Here is a 22,799-nt window from a genome sequence, read left to right as displayed (position 1 = left end):
TCTGTCGTGTTGGCAAGCCCGTATGTTTCTGCCCTGCCATCTGTGCAGGAGCTACGGGCTTTTCTTAAAAGCCGCGCCGGAGCCGCCACCGGGCTAACGGACATTCTGCGTACCTTCCAGCTTCCCGTGCGGCAAAAGGCCAGCATACGCGCTTTGCTGCACGATATGGCCGTTGCGGGGGATCTGCTTGATCTTGCTGCCGGCACGCTCAAGGCTTCCATCGGCCTGCCAGATGTTGCCCGTATGCGGGTTTCCTATATTCGGGATGATGGCAACGCAGCTGGCTTTTTGGCCGATGATGCACTCTCCCGCCTTGTTGTATTGCTGATAAAGCCGCCGGATACGCCGTATCTTTTCCCCGGCGATATGGTGCTGGTACGCCTGCGCCCGGCAACGGGCACTCAAAAGCGCGAGGCGCGTGGCCTGCGGCTTCTTACCCGGCTTGATAACAACCTGCCCGTTACCCCCGCCAACACGCCAGAACCCTTGTTGCTGCCATGTGATGCGCGGTTAAACCTGCCGCTTACCCCAGAAGAAAGTACAAACTCCCTCCCTCTCGCACCGCAGCAGATTGGGCTTGCAACACCGCATGCTCTGCCTCATGGCGCTTATGCGGGACGTGTGCACAGCGTTTTGGGCAAGGCGGATGATGCAGGCATGCCCTCATACCTCAGCCTGCTTATCCATCATCCACCCACTACATTTTCAGAACAGGCCGAGGCCGAAGCCCGGCAGATCGTACACCAGAACACTGCCTTACAGAGCGCACCTGCGCCTTCTGGCCGCACAGATTTACGCCACCTGCCGCTTATCACCATTGATGATGCCTCAGCGCATGATTTTGATGATGCACTCTGGGCCGAACAAACGGCTGAGGGTTTTCATCTTATTGTGGCCATTGCCGATGTAGCGCATTGGGTAAAGCCCGGCTCCGCGCTGGATATGGAAGCGCAAGAACGTGGCAATTCCATTTATCTGCCAGACAGAGTGGTGCCCATGCTGCCACTGGTTCTTTCTGCACAGGCTTGTTCCCTTTTGCCGGGGCAGGATCGGCTTTGCCTCTTTGCTGATATCCACATTACCCCGGATGGGCATGTAGTTTCTGCTCATATTGGCCGCGGGATCATGCAAAGTGCAGCGCGGCTGACATATGAGACCGTGCAGCAAGTCTTTGAGACACAAGCACATCAGCCCACTTTGCCGCCCGAACACCCTGCGGCCCTGTTAGCACCTGCGCTACTTCCCGCATTGCGCAATGCGGGGGCCGCCATTCGGCGCGCAGCCCTCCAACGCGGTGTTATGGAACGGGAAGAAACAGGTTGGAACGTGCAGTTTGATAGCAGCGGGCAACCCTGTGCCTTTGTGCCGCGTAACACTCAGGAAGCACATTATATGGTGGCGGCGTGCATGATTCTGGCTAATCAGATCGCAGCGGAAAAATTGCACGCGCGGGCGCTGCCAGCACTTTTCCGTACCCATGCGCAGCCCAGCCCCGATAGCCCGCGCCCTATGGCACGCTACAGCACCTGCGCAGCACCACATTATGGCCTGCGGCTCAAGCACTACACGCATTTTACCAGCCCCATCCGCCGCTATGCAGATCTGCTGGCACACCGCGCCTTAACCCATATAAACGACTCCTCTGCGCTGCCTCACGTCCCCCTGCCAGCACCAGATGTGGCTTTGGTATCACAGCTAAACTTTACAGAACGCCGGGCAGCTACCATCATGCAAGATAGTCTGAACCGGCTGGCTGCTCTCTTTCTTGCTCCGCTTATTGGCCAGAGAATGTCCGCCCATGTCATGACAGCAACACGGCATGGCTTGCGGGTGAGATTGACGAAAACCGGAACTCCGTCTTTCCTTGCATGGTCAGCTTTTCCGGATCGCACAGGGATGAATGACGACTCGCAGCACACCCATGCCTTGGCACATCACCCCCACGTGCAAAGTGGGGCTGTACTTTCAGTTACCTTGGCGGGCACCTGCCCGGCACGAGGTACGCTGATGCTGACTGATGCCGTATATGAGCACTGAAACCGCCATCTGGTTTGTGCGTGGTCTGCCGCGTGCCTTGCCGGGCATGGTGCTGGCTGTGTTGCTTTTTTGCCAGCCTGCACCCCTGCACGCCCAAAGCAAATCCGATACACCGCTGCCAGACAGTGCTCCGGGCTCGGCCTCTGCAACACAGGCTACTGCATCCGTAGCACCTGCGGCAGAACAACAACCCGCTGCTTCCGCTACTGCGGCGCCAGACAAAGCACCTGTGCCGGATATGCTGATGGTTAAATCCGTTATCAGCACCGCCCTTCAGTTTTTACAGCCGCGCACGCTGGAAGCTCATAGCTATCGGGATTTCACACTTTGGGGGCTGGCCAGCCTTTCTGCGCTTGATCCTTCCCTGTCTTTCGATTCCCGCGGGGCCAATATCCAGCTTCTTTCTGGCCAAACCAGCCTGCTCTCCCGCCCTGCCCCTACAGATGGTTCAGCAGATGATTGGGCACAAATTGCCGTGGATTTTCTGGATACAGCCCGCGCCCATTCCCTTGCCGTGCGCACAACCAGCCGCGAAGAGCTGGTGCAGGCGTTTTTTGATGAACTGTTTAACCATCTAGACCCCTATTCCCGCTATATTGGCCCCACTTCCGCCACATCAGATCGGGCTGCGCGTGTGGGTGGAGAAGCAGATATTGGCGTTAGCTTGGGGCAAAGTGGCCGCTACCTTGTTGTATCCGCCATAAACGCCAACGGCCCGGCCTGGACAGCCGCCATAGATACGGGTGACAGGCTGCTTTCCGTCAACAACCGCTTAACAGCAGGCAAAACGCCTGAAACGGTTATGGAATGGCTGCGCGGAGAGGAAGATACCCCCGTTGTGCTGCGCCTGCTCACCCCCGGCCAGCGCCGCGCCCGCACCGTAACCCTGCGCCGCGCCAAAACCCCGCCCGAAACCGTATTTGCTTTTGCCAGTGGTTCCATTGTGGTGCTGCGCGTAACGGCCTTTTCCTCCGATACCGCAGAGGAAATGAGCCAGTATCTGGATCAGGCTGTGCAGGATACGCACTTAAAAGGCCTGATTATAGATTTGCGCGGCAACCGTGGCGGCGTGCTGCAACAGGCCGTAACCGCCGCAGCCCTGCTGCTTGATAGAGGTGTGGCCGCTGTAACCAGCGGGCGGGATTCTCAGGCAAACCACATCTGGGCCGTGCAGGGTGGAGACATGACAAACGGCCTGCCCATTGCCATTTTAGTAGATGGGCGCACCGCAAGTGCGGCAGAAATTCTGGCCGCAGCCTTGGCGGACCATCGCCGCGCGGTAGTGATTGGCAGCGCCACATTGGGCAAAGGTCTTGTGCAAACCGTGGCGCAACTGCCTGATGAAGGTGAGCTGTTTGTAACATGGAGCCGCGTTATAGCTCCGTTGCGGTGGCCGTTGCAGGGCCTTGGTGTCATGCCACAGGTTTGCACCAGCCTTGGTGCTGCTGATGTAGAAAAAAATCTGCATGATCTGGCAGAAGGACAAGTGGCCAATCAGGCTGCCATTACGGCTTCTCGCAATGCGCGCTTTCCGATTCCCGTTTCCCAGATTATGTCTATCCGCAAAACCTGCCCCGCCGCGTTGGGGACTGACCGGGATGTAAACGTGGCGCGTAGCGTGCTGGAGAATCCACAGTGGTATAAAACGGCCATCAACGCCATTCCGGATGATGCCGTAACCGCCCCTCAGATTTCCGCAGCCCCTTAAAGCTGGATATATGGCACCCCCACCCCGCCTTAAAACCGATATCATGGCCCGCGCCATACTCCGCCAAAGCGGGCAAGATGGCCGTTCCGCCATGCTTTTGCGCAAGGGAGACCCTGATGCAGGTGGCATTCTGGTAGTGTTGGCGGCGCGCAACGGTTCTGGCGTGGTTTTAAGCCAGACCCGTACACCAGAAGGTGAACCCGCATGGCTGCGTGCAACAGGTAATACGCCTGTTGATGCGGAACAGATTCAGAAGTTTATAGAACGTCAGGTTAAGTTTGACCCCGACTTATGGGTTCTGGAAATTGAATCGGACAGCTTCAGCCCTTCGTTTGAAGCAATACTGCTCTGATACAATTTGCTTAATTGTGGCTTATCGCACACGCCTGCGGCATTTATTACACATAAAACCCGTCTGTTTGTGTCAACTGGCCGTTCTACCTGTTGCACACTGGGCAACTTTACAGCAAAGAAGGCAAGCATGTGTGCCTTCGTACTATTAGATGCGATGCCGGACGTATCGCGCGACTACTGCCATAGCAGGGAGAAGACCATGAAGCCGCGCCAGAAATTGCTTGCGCAAACGCTGCTTTCTGCGCCGCTGGCCGCGGGGCTTCTGTTGTGTGCTGCCGTAACCGCAAAAGCCCAGCCTGTGCAGGGGCTTTATATCGCGGGTGAAGGTGGTGCTACCTTTAACCAGGATCAGCGCGTACGTACGTCCGCCCAGTTTCCTGATGGGCGAGACCGCTGGCGCACTGGCGCTGCGGGTATTGGCTCCATCGGTTGGGGCTTGGGCAACGGCTTTCGTGTGGAAGTTGAAGGTGATTACCGCAGCATGGGCTACCAGCGGTTTGTTACCAACACCTTCAACAGCCGTGCAGATGGCCGCCGCCAGACTTATGGCGTTATGGCCAATGCCCTGTTTGATCTGGATGTCGGCAAGCCGTGGCTGTTTCCGTATTTTGGGGCCGGTATTGGCTATGGCTGGACCGCCATGCGCACATCCGTAACCGCACCGGGCAACCAGCTTGCAGAAAAAATGGGCGGCACGTTTGGCAATTTTGCCTATCAGGGCATTTTTGGCCTCGCCTTCCCCATTCCGTGGGTTGTTGGGCTATCTGCCACAGCGGAATATCGGTTCTGGACAATGCTTGGCCCGCAATCTCATGGCGCAACGTCATGGGGCACTATTGGCGGCACTATCAACAGCATCAACCAGACGCACCCGTATCAGTTCTCTAGCGGGCATCACGATACCAAAACCGATTTTAACCACACCCTCATGCTGGGGCTGCGGTATGAATTTAATCCGGCCCCACCCCCACCACCGCCAGCACCTACTATGGCCGCACCAGCCCCAGCGGCTGCCCGCAGCTATCTGGTGTTCTTTGATTGGGATAAATCCGATCTTACAGACCGGGCACGTTCCATTGTTGGCGTAGCAGCGCAGGCAGCCGCCCATGTGGCGCTTACCCGCATTACGGTTTCTGGCTATACGGATAACTCCTCCGCCCATCCTGGCCAGAAAGCTGGTGAAGAATATAATATGCGGCTCTCACTCCGCCGCGCAGAAGTGGTGAAAGCCGAACTGATGCGTGACGGCGTACCGGGCACCACCATTGATATTCATGGATATGGTGAAACACATCCGCTGGTCACAACAGGCCCCAACACCAAGGAAGCCCAAAACCGGCGCGTGGAAATTATTTTCCGCTAAACAATCTGCTTCAGCTTTACAGCTTCAAAAAAAGCCCGTTGGCCATATGGCCGAACGGGCTTTTTTGTGGCTACCGGGCCAAATCTGACCGCAGAGAACCGACCTTACAGGCCGGTAAACAGAGGGGTGGACAGGTAGCGTTCAGCAAAGGAAGGCGCAATGGCTACAATGGTTTTACCTTTGTATTCATCCTGCACAGCCAGTTGTAACGCTGCGTGCAAAGATGCCCCAGAGGAAATACCTACCGGAATACCATCCAAACGGGCGCAACGGCGCGCCGCCGCAATGGCCTCACGCTCTGAAACAGTGATGACACCATCCAGCAGCTTTGTATTCAGCGTGGCGGGACAAAAACCGGGGCCAATACCCTGAATACCGTGGGGGCCGGGTTCATCACCATTCAGAATCGCACTTTCCGCCGGTTCTACACCAAAAACCTGTAGCGTATTGCAGCGGGGTTTGAGGGCTTCTGCAATGCCGGTGGCCGTGCCGCCAGTGCCAACACCGGCCACAACCACATCCACCTTGCCTGCGGTATCTACCCAGATTTCCTCTGCCGTGGTGGCGGCATGTACTGCGGGGTTTGCCGGATTATCAAACTGATCTGGCATCCACGCATCTGGGGTTTCGTTCAGAATTTCGTTTGCGCGGGCAATGGCCCCGGCCATCCCCAAACGTGCGGGCGTAAGCTCTACCTGCGCATCCATCAGGCGCAGCATACGCCGCCGCTCAATAGAGGCCCCTTCTGGCATGGTTACAATCAGCCGATAGCCCCGTGCAGCAGCTACAAACGCCAGAGAAATGCCCGTATTGCCCGAAGTGGGTTCAACCAGCAAAGTACGGCCCGGTGTAATCAGGCCCTTGCGTTCAGCATCCAGCACCATGGCGGTGCCGATCCTGTCTTTTACAGAACTAAGCGGGTTAAAAAACTCCAGCTTCAGCAGTACGCGGGCTTTCAGTTCATCTTCCTGTGTCAACCGTGGCAACGCAACAAGCGGCGTGCCCCCCACCAAATTAAGGACAGACTCGTAAACCCGCCCTCTGGGTGCAGCAAAGCCGTAATCCGCTTTTTCCTGCGTTGATGCTGCCATTAGAAGTTCTCCCATGTCTGTTTTACAATTCTCAGACCCATATAATACGAATTTATAGCGTAGATAAACCATATCTGTGCTGCTATACTGAACATAAGATCTGGAAATAAAACATCATCAACCATACCCCAACCAAGACAGGGACTGTTTTGCATGATCCTCCGTCGTGATAGAGCCATGACCGCCGTTCTTATTATGCTGGATGTTGCGTTTCACGCCGGGCGTTCCGGCACGGTAAGTGCTGCTGATATTGCAGAACGCTCCGAACTGGCGCGGCGTGGCATAGAACCACTGCTTCAGGCTCTTTCTCGTTCTGGTTTGCTGGAAAGCATTCGTGGCCCACGTGGGGGCTATCGGCTTGGCCGCCCCCGGCGCGATATTGCCTTGGTGGATATTATTGAAGCCGTACTGAACACAGATACCGATGCCAATGATGGCCCGCAGGGTGCGCTTTTCCACAAAGTTCTGGCCCCGTGTTGGGATAAATTTGATCAGAAGCTCATCACGCAGATGGGCAAAACCACACTGGATGATCTGGTTAAACAGGCAGAATCCGCAGGGCTGAAGCGCCCATTGGCTGAACCTATTACATTTTCCATTTAGTTTTTATCCTGCCCATCTTGCTGCCGGGTTTTGCCCGGCACATCAGAGCATAAAAAAAACGGTGCTCCATTTCTGGAACACCGCTTTTTTTAATTCTATCACCCAAAAACTGGGTAGTAGGCCAAATTAACGCTTACGCGTAACAGCCTTACGCACCACTGCTTTCTTTTTAGGAGCTTCTGCGGCAGGTGCCGTTACAGCCGCGTGCGGAATAACCACACCCGTTGCATCTACCTGCGCCGTCACTGTCAGGCGTGTGCGCTGCTGACCGGGGCCGGGAATAAGGATAACCGTAAACTTATCCTGCCCAGCATAGCCCAGTGTGGGGGTGTAGGTAACATGCGTATCGCTATCCAGCGTGTACAGGAACGCCTTGCCGTGCTCTGGCGCAGGAGAAACCCCAAAGGATGCATACGCCTTGCCACCGGGCTGATCTACCAGCACTTCACACAGACCATCATCAGACCGCACGGTCATGGTGGTGGAAAGTGAGCCATCAGCCTCTTTCTTGATAGGGGTTGTGCTGCACACGGCAGACTTTTTAAGGTACCCAAAGGGATTGGGGGACCCGATATGAATAGGGCCGCCCGTTGTTGCACAGCCGGCAAGCATCCCACCAGTTAGCGCCAAACCGGCAATTCCTCGTAAGCGCACTCGACAGCTCCGCTTCTGTTGTATCAATTAAACTTGCAATCTCTTCTGCACGCTTCGGGGCTGAATGGAAAGAGGCCCAAACCGGGCATCTGCCCCTACCCACAAAGCATGATTCGCATTTGCCTTTAAAACATCCCGCAGCAGGAAGGAAGAGGCATACAGCACACGTTGGCAGCTTGTAGCATATCAACATCCACACAACTGCGCGAAAACATCTTTTAACCGCAAATATTCTGCTAAACAGAGCGGCCTATTTTTCCAACTTTTACGCCAAAATAACATGCTGGTTTATCCGCAACCACCAAAGCAGGCAGAGGGTATGAAAAAATACCAGTTTCTTTCTTGCGTGAATGCGGTATTCCCTTTCCAGCATCTGTCGGAGGTACTATGTCCTTTTCCCGTTTCCTTGCCGCGGGGGTTCTTGCCGCGGGCGTTCTGCACAGCTCGGCTTCCTTTGCCGCCAGCGAATGTGGCCACTCCCCTGCGCACGAAGCCTTTAACGTGCAGGGCCTAAAAAGCGAACTAATGGTTACCGCACTGTCTTGCGGTGCGCAGGATCGCTACAACGCATTCGTGGCCAAGTTTCGCACCACCCTCCTGCGGGAAGAAGAACGCCTGAACGGCTACTTCCGCACCACCTATGGCCGCCGTGCCCAGCAGGAGCATGATGATTACATCACGCAGTTGGCCAACGTGCAGTCTGAACGTGGCCTGCAATCTGGCACCATTTTCTGCCAGCAGCGCCTTGCCATGTTTGATGAAGTGAATGCACTGGAAAGCGGGGAAGATCTTTCCAGCTACTCCGATGCCAAGGACGTCACGCAGCCTGCTTCCTTTGAAACATGCGCAGCGCCTTCTGCTTCCCGTTCTACGCACACCACAACGCGCCGCCGTACCACACGCCGCGCATAAAAAGCCCGCTGGTAAGGGGGCTTTGGCTAGGAAGCAGTTAAAAGCTTGCCGCCCCCTCACCACTACGCTTGACGAATCAGCGCCAACGCGGGACAGATTTCTCGCATGAGCGATCTGTTTTCCAATACCCCGCCAGCCCGCAAATCCTCCACCGGCAAATCCCGCGATGCCAAGCCGGGAACGCAGGCAGACTCTGCACAGGCCTATGATGCCAGCGCCATTGAGGTTCTGGAGGGGCTGGAACCCGTACGCCGCCGCCCCGGCATGTATATTGGCGGTACGGATGAAAGTGCGCTGCACCATCTGGCAGCGGAAATTCTTGATAACGCCATGGATGAAGCCGTGGCGGGCCATGCCAACACCATTGATGTACGGCTGGATACAGAAAACCGCCTGACCATTCGGGATAACGGGCGCGGTATTCCGGTGGACCCACACCCGCGCTTTCCCGATCGTTCTGCGCTGGAAGTTATTCTTACAACCCTGCATGCCGGGGGTAAGTTTTCTGGCAAGGCTTACGCTACATCTGGCGGTTTGCACGGGGTTGGTTCTTCCGTGGTGAATGCGCTTTCCACCCGCATGGAAGTGGAAATTGCGCGTGATCGCACCGTATGGAAACAGGTGTATGAACGCGGTAAACCCGTAACAAAGCTGGAAAAAGTAGGCGCAGCGCCCAACCGACGCGGCACGCAAATCAGCTTTCAACCTGATCCTGAAATTTTTGGCACACATGTATTTGTGCCTGCCCGCCTTTACCGGCTCTGCCGCTCCAAGGCGTTTCTGTTCCGTGGTGTCACTATCCGCTGGTCGTGCGATCCTGCGCTGATCAAGACAGGAGATGAAACACCCGCAGAAGCCACCCTACACTTCCCCGGTGGGTTGGCAGACAGCCTTACGGATGAGCTTGGCCCCAAGGCCCCACTCCTTACCCCTCTGTGGGCTGGCGAGGCACCTCTGCCGCCAGCAGCAGACGGCACAGATAACGGCAAGGTGGAATGGGCCGTGGCGTTTTTAGAAAACGGCTCGGCCTCTCTGGTGTCTTACTGTAACACCATCCCCACCCCGCAAGGCGGCACACATGAAACCGGCTTCCGCAACGCGCTGGTAAAAGGCCTGCGCGCGTGGGGAGACCAACGCTCCATCAAAAAAGCCTCCGCCATTACGGCAGAAGATGTGCTGGGCATGAGCGCAGGTCGGCTTTCCGTGTTTATTCGTGATCCGCAGTTTCAGGGCCAGACCAAGGAAAAACTCACCTCATCCACCGCCAGCAAGCTGGTGGAAACGGCTTTGCGAGACAGGTTTGACCACTGGCTGGCGCAAAACCCGCCACAAGCCGATACGCTGCTAGGCTTTGCCATAGAACGGGCAGAGGAACGCCTACGCCGTAAGGAGCAAAAAGAGACACCGCGCAAAAGTGCAACGCGCCGCCTGCGCCTGCCCGGCAAGCTGACGGATTGCACCAAGGAGTTTGCCCCGGATACAGAAATCTTTCTGGTGGAGGGCGACTCGGCTGGTGGTTCTGCCAAACAGGCCCGTAACCGTGAAACACAGGCCGTTTTGCCCTTGCGCGGTAAAATTCTAAACGTTGCCAGCGCCACGGCAGAAAAATTGCGCGGGAATCAGGAACTGCGCGATCTGATTGAAGCATTAGGCTGTGGATCGGGCGATAGATTCGATCTTTCCAAACTGCGCTATGGCCGCGTGATTATCATGACCGATGCAGACGTGGATGGCGCGCACATTGCCTCGCTGCTCATGACATTCTTTTACCGTGAGCTGCCAGAGCTTATCCGCAACGGGCACCTGTATCTAGCCCAGCCCCCGCTCTACCGCCTGACACAAGGCGCGAAATCGGTTTACGCCATGGATGATGCAGACCGTGACCGCAAAATGAAAACCGAGTTCAAGGCGCGTGGCAAAATAGATGTGTCCCGCTTTAAAGGGCTGGGGGAAATGCCGCCGGGGGATCTAAAACAAACAACAATGGACCCCAAACGCCGCACGCTGCTGCGCGTGATCACCCCGCAGGAAGACAGGCTGGCAACACGCCAGCGGGTGGAAAGCCTGATGGGCCGTAAGCCAGAACTGCGCTTTGCCTTTATTCAGGAACACGCAAGCACAGTGGATGATCTGCTAGATGTTTAACCCGCTCTCCTACGTGGTAGGCGGGCCGTATGGCTTGGGGCTTGCACATCTGCCACATGGGCGTGCATGACAGCAGCCCCTTCTTCTGCCTCTCTGCCCCTTCGCACACGCCTGCTGGCTTTATCCCAATTGTTAACCAGCATGGTGTGCATTCAGTTTGGCTCTTCCCTCGCCAAATCCATTTTTCCGGTATTTGGCACATCTGGCGTTGTGGGCCTGCGCGTCTGCCTGGCAGCATTTATGCTGGTGCCGTTTTTTAGAAGCTGGAGGTTTCTGTCCGTCCATGTTCTGCGGTTGGTCATCCCTTACGGGTTGGCCATGACAGGCATGAACCTCTGCTTTTATCTGGCGCTCCAACACATTCCACTGGGCACAACTGTTACATTGGAATTTATTGGCCCACTTGTTGTGGCTTTTGTGGGCTCTCGCAAGCTGTCTGATATTGGCTGGATTCTGCTTACCGTGTTGGGGCTGGCACTTGTGCTCAACCCATCTGCATCCACCAAAACCGATTTTGCAGGTGTGGGCTTTGCCCTCATGGCTGCGCTGTGCTGGGCGCTTTACATTCTGTTTGGGCAGCGTGTGGCTGGTAAGGTACCGGGGGCACATGCCTGCGCACTGGGCATGGCATGCGGTGCCTGCGTTGTCTTTTTGCCCTGCTTTGTGCCTGCGCTGATTATCGGCTTTTCAGCCCCTGCCATGTTGGGGCTGGGCGTTTTGGTGGCGTTCTGTTCTTCGGCCCTACCCTATTCTCTGGAAATGCTGGCCATGCAGAACTTGAATGCCCGCGATATCGGCATTCTCAGCAGTCTGGAACCTGTATGCGCAACCGTGGCGGGAGCGGTCATCCTGCATGAAACGCCCTCTCTACTTCAGCTTTGCGGAATTTTGTGCGTGGTTGCAGCCTCGGCTGGCATTATTCTCAGCCCCAGCAAACCCAAACAAAAGGCAGTTCCAGCACGAGATGTGCCAGAACTGCCCAACTAAAAACCTGAGCGTGTTTTAAGCCCTATTAGCGGGTGGCCACATGCAAAACAGCATGGCCAGTGGCTGAAGCCACATTGGCAGCGCTACCGTGAATGGCCTGCATGATCACGGGGTCAAACAACCGGGTAAAGCTGCCCGGATGCACACCCATCCACAATGTTACGATAGCCAATGGGGCCAGCACGGCAATTTCTGCGGCGGTTAGATCTCGCAGAAGGCTTACCGTGCCTTTTACGCCGCCAAACAGCACCTGCCGATACAGTGAGAGCATGTAAACCGCGCCCATAATCATGGTGCTACCTGCCAGCAGCGCCACCCAGAAGGAAACATGCACAGCGCCCATAAGCACCAACAATTCCCCAACAAAGGACCCCGTGCCCGGCAGCCCTACATTGGCCATTGTAAACAACATGGCCAACAGCGCCAGCACCGGCATCTGGCGCGCAACACCGCCCAGTGCATCAATCTGCTGGGTTTCTGCCCGCCATGCCACCGCTGCCACGCAGAAGAAGAGCGCTGCAATCACCACTCCATGAGAGAGCATCTGAAAGATTGCGCCATCAATACCTTCTGCCGTGAGCGTAAACAGCCCCACGGCAATCATACCCATGTGGGAAAAGGAGGAATACGCAATCACGCGCTTCATGTCTGTTTGGGCAAAGGCCACAAAGGCTGCGTAAATAATAGCCACAACACCAAGAGCCAGCACATACGGCGCAAACAGACGCACTGCATCGGGGAACATCAGCACCCCAAAGCGTAACAGCCCATAAGCGCCGGTTTTGGAAAGCACGCCAGACAACATGGCCGAAGCTGGCGTTGGGGCCTCGGAATACGCATCTGGCAGCCACGCATGCAGCGGAAACAGCGGTAGTTTGACACCAAAAGCCAGCAGGAAAGCCAGCAGCAACCACCCCTGCAAGGGCTGGGAAAAACCTGCGTGCATGAGGGCTGGAATATCCGTGGTGCCTGTTTGCAGCCACATGGTGATAAGCCCCACCAGCATGAACAGCGAGCCACCAAACGTAAACAGAAAGAACTGAAGCGAGGCCCAAACGCGCTTTGGCCCACCCCAAACGCCAATCATCAGGCTACCGGGGATAAGCGTTGCTTCGTAAAACACGTAAAACAGCAGCATATCCTGGGCAGAAAACAGGCCGAACAAGGCTGTTTCCAACGCCAGCATGGCAGCTACAAACTGCCGCCCCTGTGTTTGCACGCTACGCCAGCCTGCCCCTAGCGCCAATGGGGTTAAAAACGCTGTTAGCAGAATAAACACCAAGCTGATGCCATCCACCCCCGTATGGTAGGAAATACCGTAATCCCCCATCCAGCGCAGGCGTGTTTCAAATTGCAGGCCGGGCTGAGTGGGATCAAACTCCAGCCACATCAGCACGCTAAGGCCAAGGGTGATCAGGCTGCTCCACAGCCCAACCCACCGGGCTGTACTATCTTGCTGCTCTGGCCTGCCGGGGGCAAAAAATGCCACCAACGCCGCAACAAGAGGAAGATAGGTTATGAGCGAAAGCAGGATGGGCTGCACGGCATCACCACCATTCAGGTTACATGAAGATGCTGCAAACCTGCTCTTTTTTGCGGGCTGACACCAGCAGGCGGGCGTTCACGTTCAGCCGATCACACCACGCAGAACAGCCATATTCTTAACGGCGGCCAAACAACTTTTCGAGATCAGCCTTGCTCAGCTTCAACCACGTGGGCCGCCCGTGTGAGCATGTGCCTGCACGGGGTGTTTCTTCCATCTGGCGGAGCAGCGCGTTCATTTCCTCCACGCTCAGCCTGCGCCCGGCCCGAATACTACCGTGGCAGGCCATGCGGGCAATAACGGCATCTAACCGTCCATCAAGCGCGGCCATTTCATCTGGCGCACCGTTTTCATCCGCTTCCAACTCATCTGCCAGATCACGCAGCAGGTTTACGGCATCGCTACTGCGCAGCATGGCGGGCAAGGCTCTTACCAAAACGGAGTCGCCACCAAAGGCTTCAATTTCCACACCCAGTTTTTCCAGCGTGGGCTGGCGTGCCAACAGCAGTTCCACTTGCACGCGGGGCAGATCCACCACATCGGGCACCAACAAACGCTGCGCCTGCACATGCCCGCTGAAAAACTGCGCCCGCAAACGCTCATGCGTTAGCCGCTCATGCGCTGCGTGCTGATCCACCAGCACCAAACTGCCATCTGCCGCTACGGCCAGAATATATGTGTCCAACACCTGCGCAATTGCCGCACCCAAGGGATGATCTGCTGCTACTGATGGCCCAGAGGCCCCATCCATCACATATGATGATGCAGCTTGCCCGGTTGTTGGCGTGTTGACTGCTGAGGCATCCCACCCAGCGCTGGGAGAAGACATGGCAACAGGCGGTAAAGTTCTGGCGGCCGGGGCATCACCAAACTGCAACCGGCCTTCTGCAAAACGCACACCTTCTGGCGTTGGGGTATGAAACGCGGGAGCAGGCATAGGCGGCGCAGCCCCTTTTTCTGGCGGATACCAAATACGGGCTTGCCGTGGTGCGGAAGAAAGCACAGGCCGCACGCCCACACTGCCAGCCCCATGCTCTAACGCACGCTGAATGGTGCCAATAACCAAGGAGCGCACGCCTGCTTCATCCGCAAAACGCAATTCTGTTTTAGCAGGGTGCACGTTTACATCCACCCGATCGGGCGGCACCGTAAGCATAATTGCCACCACGGGGTGCCTGCCGGGTTCGATCACACGCCTATAGGCCACGCGCACGGCGGTTTTAAGCACTGGGTCCACCACAGGGCGGCCATTCACCAGCATGAACTGCCCATTAGCCGTGGAACGATGCACTGATGGCGGGCAGATAAACCCGCTTAGGGTCATGCCATCGCGTTCCCCAGAAATTTCCAGAAAACCATCGGCCTCGCTGGCATCCAACAAGGCGGCAGAGCGGGCAGCCATATCCTGCGCGGGCAGATCAAATAGCACGCGCTCATCCAGCACAAAGCGAAAGGCCGTTTGCGGTACAGCCAAGGCCAGACGCCGCACCACGTTTTCAGCGTGTCGGCCTTCTACGCGCGCGCTTTTCAGAAATTTGCGGCGGGCAGGCGTGGCAAAAAACAGGTCTTCCACCACCACGCTGGTACCCGGTGCTCCGGCTGCGGGTTCAACGGGGGAAACCTTGCCGCCTTCTACCCTAATCCGCCACGCGCCGCTTTCTCCCTTTGGGCGGGAAGTTATGCACAGCCGCGCCGCCGCCCCGATGGAGGGCAAAGCCTCCCCCCGAAAACCGAGCGTGCTGATATGCACCAATGTTTCATCACGCAGTTTGGATGTGCAGTGCCGATCTACCGCCAAAGCCAGATCATCGGCGGACATGCCTACACCATCATCTGTAACGATAATGCGATCCACCCCCCCGCCCGCCAGAGAAACCTCCAGCCTGCGGGCACCTGCATCTATGGCGTTTTCAACCAGCTCCTTCACTGCTGCGGCGGGGCGTTCTATGACCTCACCCGCAGCAATGCGGTTGACAATAACCTCTGGCAGCCGCCGCACATGGGGCAATGTTTCGGGCTGGTTTGTATCCATACCGGGTTCAGCAAACAGGTCGGACATGCGTCAGACCTTTCCGATCAGAACAGACCGGAGCCTTTGGGGTGCTGTGTAGGTGTAACGCCTTTGGTGGGTGAATTGCCCAAGGCCGCATTGGTTTTCAGGCGGCGGTTTTCTCCATCCGCATCCACGACACCCCCGGCCTTGCCGCCTTTCCAGAACATCAGTTCCTGCACAAAGCCCGAACCGGCTTCACCCAGTTCTCCCCGGTCTGGCGCATCCGATGCCTCTGTGGCTTCATTCACCAAAATGGTCTGGCCTTCACTGGTATCACCATTTGTGCCGCGCAGCGCCACATCGGGGGAAAGTGTTTCCAGCGCCTGCAGGCGTTCACTTTCATCCTGCCTGCGATCATCACCCTTTGAAGGCTTTACCAGCTCATCTGATGGCGGCATGGAAAGCGGAGCACGGGTTGTAACCGTGTATTCATCCGGCAGGCTGCGTTCCAGCCCGAAAGCACGGGCGGCTTCGTTTCCTGAGCAGCCACTTAGCAAAAAGCAGCCGCCAAGAAGCAGCAGCGGAGAAATCAGTGTCGAAACACGGCGCGCCATCGTCTGCCTTCCACTCATCCTGAAAAAACACCCAGCCCTTTGGGGGTTACCCGGTTTTTACGTTGTCTTGTTGCTGCCCGCCTGCCAGAAAATTCTGCACCAGCAGCATACATACGGCGCATACTATAGCGGAATCTGCCACGTTGAATACATACCATGACCACCCAAAAGCGTGGGCATGCAGAAAATCCACCACGGCCCCATAGCGCACACGGTCCATAACGTTGCCAATGGCCCCGCCTGTAATGGCCCCAACGCATGCAGCGGTTAGTTTGCTGTGGGTGCGAAAAATCCATACCAGCAGGCAGCAGGCCACGGCCAGCGCAATGGCGGAAAATACAATCCGCCCTGCCCCGCCAAGGCCGCCAAACATGCCAAAAGTAACGGCGTGATTCCATACCATAGTGAAGTTAAGGAACGGCAGCACTTTAACAGAACCCCGTGCGGGCAGATCCAGCCCGTACAGAATCCAATATTTACTCAGTTGATCTGCTGAAAGAGTAAGCATCAGCATCAGCAGGCCAAGTCCTGCCGGACGCAGCATGAAGGGGCGAGAACTCACGCGCCCTCCTGCCCTGCGCGTGGGCCGCCCTGTTCTTCCACCACATCGGCGCAGCGCAGGCACAGGCCTGCGTAATCATCCCGCGTGCCAGTTTCTGGCAGAACCTTCCAGCAGCGCACGCATTTTTCACCGTCCGCAACCTGCACAACCGGAGCACCATGCAGCGTGCCGCCTTCATCCCCTTCCACGTAAATGGAGGAAGACGTGGGGTCCACCACCACATCCACGTGGGAGACAATGGCCAGTTCGCTCCAGTTTACACCAGCAAACAGTGCAGCTTCTTCCTCAGAAAACGTCAGTTCAACCTGCGCCTGAAGGGAAGAGCCAATAATGCCTTCGCGCCGGGCGCCTTCAATTTCCGTGGTAATGATACGCCGCACGGAACGGATACGCGCCCAGCGTTCATCCAATGCCGGGTCATTCCATTCTGCTGGCAGTTCAGGAAATGCCTGTTCATGCACGCTCTGGTCTGGCCCAAAGCGGGATGTCCATGCTTCTTCCGCCGTAAACACCAGCACGGGGGCCAACCATGTTGTTAAGCACCGGTGCAGGATATCCAGCACTGTGCGGGCTGCGCGGCGTGTGGGGTCGGAAGGCGCATCGCAATACAGCGCATCCTTACGGATATCAAAGTAGAAAGCAGACAGATCCGTGGTGCAGAACCCATGCAGGGCCGGATACACACCCACCCATTCATGCGTTTCCACCGCGCGCGCAATCAGGCCGCCCAGTTCTGTTAGGCGATGCAGCACCCAGCGTTCCAGCTCTGGCAGTTCAGCATAAGGCACGGCTTCTGCTTCTGTGTAGCCATCCAGCGCACCCAGCAGCCAACGCAACGTGTTGCGCAGGCGGCGGTAAAGTTCGCCCTGCTGTTTGAGAATTTCCTTGCCAATGCGCAAATCATCATTGGTATCGGAGTTTACCACCCACAGGCGCAGCACATCTGCACCCAAGCTGTCATTCACATCCTGCGGGGCAATCACGTTGCCGAGGGATTTGGACATTTTGCGGCCTTGTTCATCCAGAACAAAACCGTTGGTAACGACTGCTTTGTAAGGTGAAACCCCGCGCGTGCCGACACTTTCCAGCAGGGAGGACTGGAACCAGCCACGATGCTGGTCTGAGCCTTCCAGGTACAGGTCGGCAGGAAAGTTCAATCCCGGATGGCCCAGCACGAAGGCGTGGGTGGAGCCACTTTCAAACCACACATCCACAATATCGAACACCTGATCGTAGTCATCCGGGTTCCGATCCGGGCCGAGGAAGCGTGCAGGTTCAGAACTATACCAGGCATCTGCCCCTTCTTCCTGAAAGGCCGCTACCACGCGCTGCATCACATCGGCATCGCGCAGCACTTCGCCAGTGCGTTTTTCAACAAACACGGCAATAGGCACGCCCCATGCGCGCTGGCGGCTAATGCACCAATCTGGCCGGGTGCGGATCATGGATGTTAAGCGGTTGCGCGCCTGTGCAGGCACGAATGTAACATCTTCCAGCGCTTTAAGGGCTTTTTCACGCAGCGAATCTTCACCATCCATGCGGATGAACCACTGCGGCGTGGCACGGTAGATAACCGGAGCGCGGGAACGCCATGAATGCGGGTAGGAATGCACAATCTCACCACGCCCCACCAAGCCAGCCGGAGCTGTGCCGTTGGCGTTGGCGTGTTCCATCACCGCTTCCAGCGTGGAGCACACAACATCGGCCGCCTTGAACACGTGTGTACCTGCAAAGCCTGCCACCCACGGAGCATATGTGCCATCGGCCTGCACAACTTCCGGCACTTCCACGCCGTACATGCGGCAAAGCTGGAAGTCATCCTCACCATGAGAAGGCGCCATGTGCACAAGGCCAGTACCAGCCTCGGTGGTGACAAATTCACCCGGCAACATGGGCACATCAAAATCATACCCGGCGCCACGCAGCGGATGGGCGCATACAGCCCCCTTCAGCGCGCTACCCGGCAGGGTGTAGAGAATATGGTGCGCGGTAACGTGGGCTTCCTGGCAGAAGGCCTCCACCAACGCTTCGGCCACCAGCACCTTTGCGCCGGGTTCAAGCAATGCGCCCTCACCCGTTTCATCCACCCGCAGCACCACGTAGGTAATTTCTGGCCCATACGCCAAAGCACGGTTACCGGGGATGGTCCACGGGGTGGTGGTCCAGATCACAACAGACACATCCTCCAGCGCATGGGCTGGCGTGGGGTCTCTTACAACCGGAAAGGCCACCAGAATGGTGGTGGATGTGTGATCGTGATATTCAATTTCGGCTTCGGCCAGAGCGGTTTTTTCAACCGGGCTCCACATAACGGGGCGCAGGCCACGATACAGCCGCCCGTTAAGCAGGAACTTGCCAATTTCATTTACAATGGCTGCTTCGGATGAGAAATCCATGGTGGCGTAGCGATTCTGCCATTCCGCCTGCACGCCAAGCCGCTGGAACTCCTGCATCTGGATATTCAGCCACTCACCCGCATAAGCCCGGCATTCAGCACGGAATTCCAGCACAGGCACGGAATCCTTGTCTTTCTTTGCCTTGCGGTATTTTTCTTCCACCTTCCATTCAATCGGAAGGCCGTGGCAATCCCACCCCGGCACATAGCGCACACCATAACCGGACATGCGATGCGCACGATTGATCACATCCTTGTTGATCTTGTTCATGGCATGGCCAATGTGCAGGTGACCATTGGCGTATGGGGGGCCATCATGCAACGTAAAGACAGGCCGCCCTTCCGCCTGCTGTTTCAGCCGCGCATCCAGCCCGGTTTCTGCCCACTTTTTCAGCCACTGAGGTTCCTGCTTTGGCAGGCCCCCGCGCATGGGGAAAGAGGTACGGGGCAGGAACACCGTATCACGATACAGATCGGCGGGGGATTGGGTGTCCTGGTCGCTGCTGGATGTGGTCATGAGCGGGTGATGTCACTTCAGTTCGGGTTCATGGTCTGGCCCCGCATATGCTGGTCAAACCATCTTGCATTCAGGCTCTTATCAAAAAGGACAAGCGCAGGGTCAAGCATGAACGGCCACATTGCAGCCGCAAAATATATTCTGCCCCATCTGCCAGCGCTTTTATAGAGGGTTATATGCCTGCCAGTTCGGCGTTCAGAACCATGCGTGCCTGCTGCGCATCCTGCGCAATCTGGGCTTTGAGTTCATCCAGCCCGGCAAAACGCTGTTCTGGCCGCAACATTTTGTGCAACGCCACAGAAAGCGTTTGGCCGTACAGATCACCGTCAAAGTCAAACAGGTTCACTTCTACGCGGCTTTCCTGCCCATCGTTAATGGTGGGCCTGCGGCCAATATTGGCCACGCCGGGCCGCGTATAGCCGCCGGGCAGGCGCACCGTTACGGCGTAAACCCCACGTGCGGGCTCTAAATGCCGCCCAAGCGGAATGTTGGCTGTCGGGAAGCCCAGCAAACGCCCGCGCTTATCACCATGCTGCACTTGGCCACGAATAAACCACGGACGACCAAGCTCTTCCGTAGCACGTTCGGGGTATCCTTCCTGCAACAGCCGTCGGATACGGGTGGAGGAATACGGCCCGGCGGCATCTGCCAATGCGGGCACGGATGTAAAGCCCATGCCTAGCTCGCCCGTGCGTTCGGCCAAGAACGTAACATCGCCCCCACGGCGATACCCGAATGCAAAATCTGGCCCACAAGCAACGTGGCGCAGGCACAGGGCATCGTGCAGCACGTCTTCTACAAACCGCTCCGCCGTCATGCGGGAAAATGCTTCATCAAACCCGATCTGGAATACATGCTGCACACCTAACGCCTGTAGGGCGGCAAAGCGCTCATCCGGCAAGCTCAGGCGGAATGGTGGATCCTGCGGGCGAAAGAGTTCTCGCGGGTGGGGTTCAAACGTTACCACCGCCAAGGGCAGATCTGGGCGGGCCGCGTGGGTGGAATGAACCAGATGGGCGTGGCCCAGATGCACACCATCAAAATTGCCAAGCGCTGCCGCACAGCCGTGCGCTTCTGGCGGAATATCCCGCCAGTTTGTGTGCAACTGTGCTTTCAGCACTTTTATGCTCCTTCCGGCAGGCCGAACATCTGCCCCGCCTGCGGCAGAGATTGCGCTACAGGGTGGGTGGTACCTGCCACCGTGCCATCTTCCGGGCGGGCAATCTGGCATACACGCAAACCAGCTTGGGCTGCTGCATCCAATTCTGCCACCACATCGGACAGAAACAGCACATCCTGCCCCTGCCAGCCACTTTGTTCCAGAATATGGCGATAACTTTGTGCGCTTTTCTTACCACCAACGCGCAGATCAAAAAACGCGCTGAAAAGCGAGGTCAGGTTCCCCTGCTCGGTATAGCCATAAATCAGCTTCTGCGCGGCTTCGGAGCCAGAGGAATACACTGCAAGCGTAAGGCCTGCAGCTTTCCATGCCTTTAAGGTAGGCTCAACATCCGAGTAAAGCTGGGCTTCCAGCTCCCCTTTTTCATAACCCTGCTGCCAGCACAGGCCTTGCAGGCTTTTAAGCGGGGCAACTTTGGCATCTTGCGCCATCCAGCGTTCAAGCTGCTCCAGCGGGGGCACGCCGGGGGCTTCTTGGGCAATCTGTGCCAATGCTTCCTGCACCACTGGGTTTTCGTGCTGTTCCAGCAATGCGGGCAGGTGTTTGCGCGCGTAGGGAAACAGCACTTTATGCACAAAAGCCACAGGCAGGGTGGTGCCTTCAATATCCAGCAGCACCACGCGCGGAGGAATCCGGGTATCGGCCATTATGCCCTCAATCAGTTTTCGTAAGATGGAAACTGCCGGGCAATATCGGTGCCTGTATAGCGGGCTACCCAGCCTTCCTTGTGTGTGAAAATACGCAGCGTGACCATATCTGGCTCTGGCCCGGCATCAAACCAGTGCTTTGTACCTTCAGGCACAGAAATCAGATCGGTTTGCGTGCATTCCACATCGTAAACATAGCCAGCAATGTGCAGGATGAAGTGCCCGCTACCATGCACAAAAAAGCGGATTTCATCTTCACTATGCGTATGTTCGGACAAGAACTTGTCCCGCAAGGCCTCTCTGTTAGGCGTAGAAGGGCTAACACGCAGCACATCGGCAGAGCCTGCGCCGGTTTCACCCATCAGCTTGTCCAAAAATGGGCCATACACATCCAGCACGGCCTGTTCGTCCGCATCCCTTGGGGGAATCTGTGGGCCTTCCCAACGCTCAAACCGCACACCTAGCGGGGCCAGAACGCGCGCCATTTCTGCCGGGTCCTGCGTTTGCAGCACGGGGTGCTCGGGGGTGGTATCTTTGTAAACTGTCAGGGAACTCATACGTGCAGCTTCCTTCGCTCAAGCGCGCAGGCCAGCAGGAACTCCAGCCCCTCCAACCGCGCAAGGGCGGTGGGCATATCCTTGCCCCACACATACACACCGTGGCCTCGGATAATGTAGCCCGCAGGCATACCCCTACCAAAAAACGGTTCCACAACTTCCGCCAGCCGCGCAATGTCCTGATCGTTCTCAAACAAGGGCACCTGCACGGATGTTTCGTGCGTGGTCTGCCCTTCAAACACTTTCAGAACTTCGTAGTCCGCCAGTGTAAGTGCGGCTGTTTCTTCCTCCATAGACAGAACAGTGGAGGCCACGGAATGCCCGTGCAGCACTGCGCCCACATGGGGGAACTGGCGGTAAATCTGGCAATGCAGCAGCGTTTCCGCACTGGGCCGATTTTCCGGGCTATGCGGTTTGCCCTGCATATCCACAGTAATTACGTCTGCGGCTTGCAAAAAGCCTTTGTGGCAACCTGAGCGCGTAATGGCTATGCGGCCATCCGCCAGCCTGCGGCTGATATTACCTGCCGTTGCAGGCACCCACCCGCGCTGATCCATACGCTGTCCGGCAAGCAGAATATCCTGCACGGCACGGGCAAAATCCGTAACGGTTTGATCCATGGCGTTATCTGCCCGTCTTAAACTGCCAGCGCCTTACGGCTGGACAGATTTATCCGCTGGTGCAGCCGTGCGCTGCTCCACTGTGGAAGATGCAGGAGGTGGGGCAATATGCCCGTTGCCGGGGCGTGCCGTGCCATCATCCATCGGTTCATCATCCGCCATGTGCTTCTTGAAGGATTTGATGCCCTTGGCCATATCGCCCATCAGCGAGCTGATCTTGCCGCCACCGCCAAAAACAACAAGCACAACTACAAGCACGATCAGCCAGTGCCAGATACTCAAGCTACCCATCAAACCAGTCCCCTACACTTGCATTA

At 56.8% G+C, this 22,799-nt stretch carries 20 protein-coding genes; 8 read left to right on the top strand and 12 right to left on the bottom strand.

The window, feature by feature from the left end; all coding sequences use genetic code 11:
- Positions 1 to 6: 6 nt before the first annotated feature.
- The 4 genes from FKW31_RS09270 to FKW31_RS09255 all read left to right on the top strand — a co-directional run bounded on the left by FKW31_RS09270 (position 7) and on the right by FKW31_RS09255 (position 5,462).
- Positions 7 to 2,037, top strand: coding sequence for a ribonuclease R family protein (locus tag FKW31_RS09270; protein WP_150178382.1), 2,031 nt, complete (start codon positions 7 to 9; stop codon positions 2,035 to 2,037).
- A 46-nt stretch (positions 2,038 to 2,083) separates the two neighbouring features.
- Positions 2,084 to 3,745: a S41 family peptidase gene (locus FKW31_RS09265; protein WP_170315308.1), complete on the top strand. Its 1,662-nt coding sequence runs from the start codon at positions 2,084 to 2,086 to the stop codon at positions 3,743 to 3,745.
- 10 nt (positions 3,746 to 3,755) lie between these two features.
- Positions 3,756 to 4,097 (top strand): DUF1491 family protein, encoded by a 342-nt coding sequence (locus tag FKW31_RS09260; protein WP_089178738.1) that lies wholly within the window; start codon positions 3,756 to 3,758, stop codon positions 4,095 to 4,097.
- Positions 4,098 to 4,226: 129 nt separating this feature from the next.
- On the top strand, positions 4,227 to 5,462 hold the full coding sequence (locus FKW31_RS09255) for an OmpA family protein (protein WP_170315302.1): 1,236 nt from the start codon (positions 4,227 to 4,229) through the stop codon (positions 5,460 to 5,462).
- 104 nt (positions 5,463 to 5,566) lie between these two features.
- Here FKW31_RS09255 and cysK read toward each other — a convergent pair whose 3' ends face one another.
- Entirely contained in the window at positions 5,567 to 6,568 is a 1,002-nt protein-coding gene (gene cysK, locus FKW31_RS09250; protein ID WP_162870719.1) for a cysteine synthase A, read from the bottom strand.
- A 138-nt stretch (positions 6,569 to 6,706) separates the two neighbouring features.
- Here cysK and FKW31_RS09245 point away from each other — a divergent pair, with 138 nt between their 5' ends.
- Complete coding sequence (locus tag FKW31_RS09245; protein WP_150178381.1) at positions 6,707 to 7,156, top strand: Rrf2 family transcriptional regulator; 450 nt, start codon at positions 6,707 to 6,709, stop codon at positions 7,154 to 7,156.
- A gap of 126 nt (positions 7,157 to 7,282) precedes the next feature.
- On the opposite strand, the gene FKW31_RS09240 is transcribed toward FKW31_RS09245, so the two are convergent.
- Positions 7,283 to 7,810, bottom strand: coding sequence for an Ig-like domain-containing protein (locus FKW31_RS09240; RefSeq protein WP_035354042.1), 528 nt, complete (start codon positions 7,808 to 7,810; stop codon positions 7,283 to 7,285).
- A 387-nt stretch (positions 7,811 to 8,197) separates the two neighbouring features.
- On the opposite strand from FKW31_RS09240, the gene FKW31_RS09235 reads away from it, so the two are divergent.
- The 3 genes from FKW31_RS09235 to FKW31_RS09225 all read left to right on the top strand — a co-directional run bounded on the left by FKW31_RS09235 (position 8,198) and on the right by FKW31_RS09225 (position 11,854).
- Positions 8,198 to 8,722: a hypothetical protein gene (locus tag FKW31_RS09235; RefSeq protein WP_035354045.1), complete on the top strand. Its 525-nt coding sequence runs from the start codon at positions 8,198 to 8,200 to the stop codon at positions 8,720 to 8,722.
- A 105-nt stretch (positions 8,723 to 8,827) separates the two neighbouring features.
- Entirely contained in the window at positions 8,828 to 10,867 is a 2,040-nt protein-coding gene (gene parE / locus FKW31_RS09230; protein WP_006116253.1) for a DNA topoisomerase IV subunit B, read from the top strand.
- 66 nt (positions 10,868 to 10,933) lie between these two features.
- The gene (locus FKW31_RS09225; RefSeq protein ID WP_063353735.1) at positions 10,934 to 11,854 is read left to right on the top strand and encodes a DMT family transporter; all 921 of its coding nucleotides are present in this window, start codon (positions 10,934 to 10,936) and stop codon (positions 11,852 to 11,854) included.
- Positions 11,855 to 11,879: 25 nt separating this feature from the next.
- Here the strand turns inward: FKW31_RS09225 and FKW31_RS09220 are convergent, their stop codons facing one another.
- From FKW31_RS09220 to FKW31_RS09175, 10 genes are all read right to left on the bottom strand, one after another.
- Positions 11,880 to 13,397, bottom strand: coding sequence for a NuoM family protein (locus FKW31_RS09220; RefSeq protein WP_150178380.1), 1,518 nt, complete (start codon positions 13,395 to 13,397; stop codon positions 11,880 to 11,882).
- Between the two features lie 118 nt (positions 13,398 to 13,515).
- Positions 13,516 to 15,456, bottom strand: a complete 1,941-nt coding sequence (mutL, locus tag FKW31_RS09215; protein WP_150178379.1) for a DNA mismatch repair endonuclease MutL — start codon at positions 15,454 to 15,456, stop codon at positions 13,516 to 13,518.
- 17 nt (positions 15,457 to 15,473) lie between these two features.
- A complete protein-coding gene (locus tag FKW31_RS09210; RefSeq protein ID WP_019089721.1) occupies positions 15,474 to 16,004 on the bottom strand; it encodes a DUF3035 domain-containing protein in 531 nt (176 codons plus the stop codon).
- A 46-nt stretch (positions 16,005 to 16,050) separates the two neighbouring features.
- Positions 16,051 to 16,566, bottom strand: a complete 516-nt coding sequence (gene lspA / locus FKW31_RS09205; RefSeq protein WP_006116260.1) for a signal peptidase II — start codon at positions 16,564 to 16,566, stop codon at positions 16,051 to 16,053.
- A complete protein-coding gene (gene ileS / locus FKW31_RS09200; RefSeq protein ID WP_089178734.1) occupies positions 16,563 to 19,478 on the bottom strand; it encodes an isoleucine--tRNA ligase in 2,916 nt (971 codons plus the stop codon). The genes lspA and ileS overlap by 4 nt, the downstream gene beginning before the upstream one ends.
- A 172-nt stretch (positions 19,479 to 19,650) precedes the next feature.
- Entirely contained in the window at positions 19,651 to 20,598 is a 948-nt protein-coding gene (locus FKW31_RS09195) for a bifunctional riboflavin kinase/FAD synthetase (RefSeq protein ID WP_006116263.1), read from the bottom strand.
- 2 nt (positions 20,599 to 20,600) lie between these two features.
- Complete coding sequence (gene mtnC, locus FKW31_RS09190) at positions 20,601 to 21,305, bottom strand: acireductone synthase (protein WP_006116264.1); 705 nt, start codon at positions 21,303 to 21,305, stop codon at positions 20,601 to 20,603.
- Positions 21,306 to 21,316: 11 nt separating this feature from the next.
- Entirely contained in the window at positions 21,317 to 21,862 is a 546-nt protein-coding gene (locus FKW31_RS09185; protein WP_150178378.1) for an acireductone dioxygenase, read from the bottom strand.
- Positions 21,859 to 22,482, bottom strand: a complete 624-nt coding sequence (locus FKW31_RS09180) for a methylthioribulose 1-phosphate dehydratase (RefSeq protein ID WP_150178377.1) — start codon at positions 22,480 to 22,482, stop codon at positions 21,859 to 21,861. Before FKW31_RS09180 ends, FKW31_RS09185 begins: the two co-directional genes overlap by 4 nt.
- Positions 22,483 to 22,515: 33 nt before the next feature.
- The gene (locus FKW31_RS09175) at positions 22,516 to 22,773 is read right to left on the bottom strand and encodes a twin-arginine translocase TatA/TatE family subunit (RefSeq protein ID WP_004448930.1); all 258 of its coding nucleotides are present in this window, start codon (positions 22,771 to 22,773) and stop codon (positions 22,516 to 22,518) included.
- Positions 22,774 to 22,799: the final 26 nt, after the last annotated feature.

The sequence above is a fragment of the Acetobacter sp. DmW_136 genome (assembly GCF_008690365.1).
In the GTDB taxonomy this organism is placed as follows: Bacteria; Pseudomonadota; Alphaproteobacteria; order Acetobacterales; family Acetobacteraceae; genus Acetobacter; species Acetobacter oryzifermentans.
The sequence above is the reverse complement of the archived record's forward strand: the minus strand, read 5'-3'. Positions and strand labels throughout refer to the sequence as shown.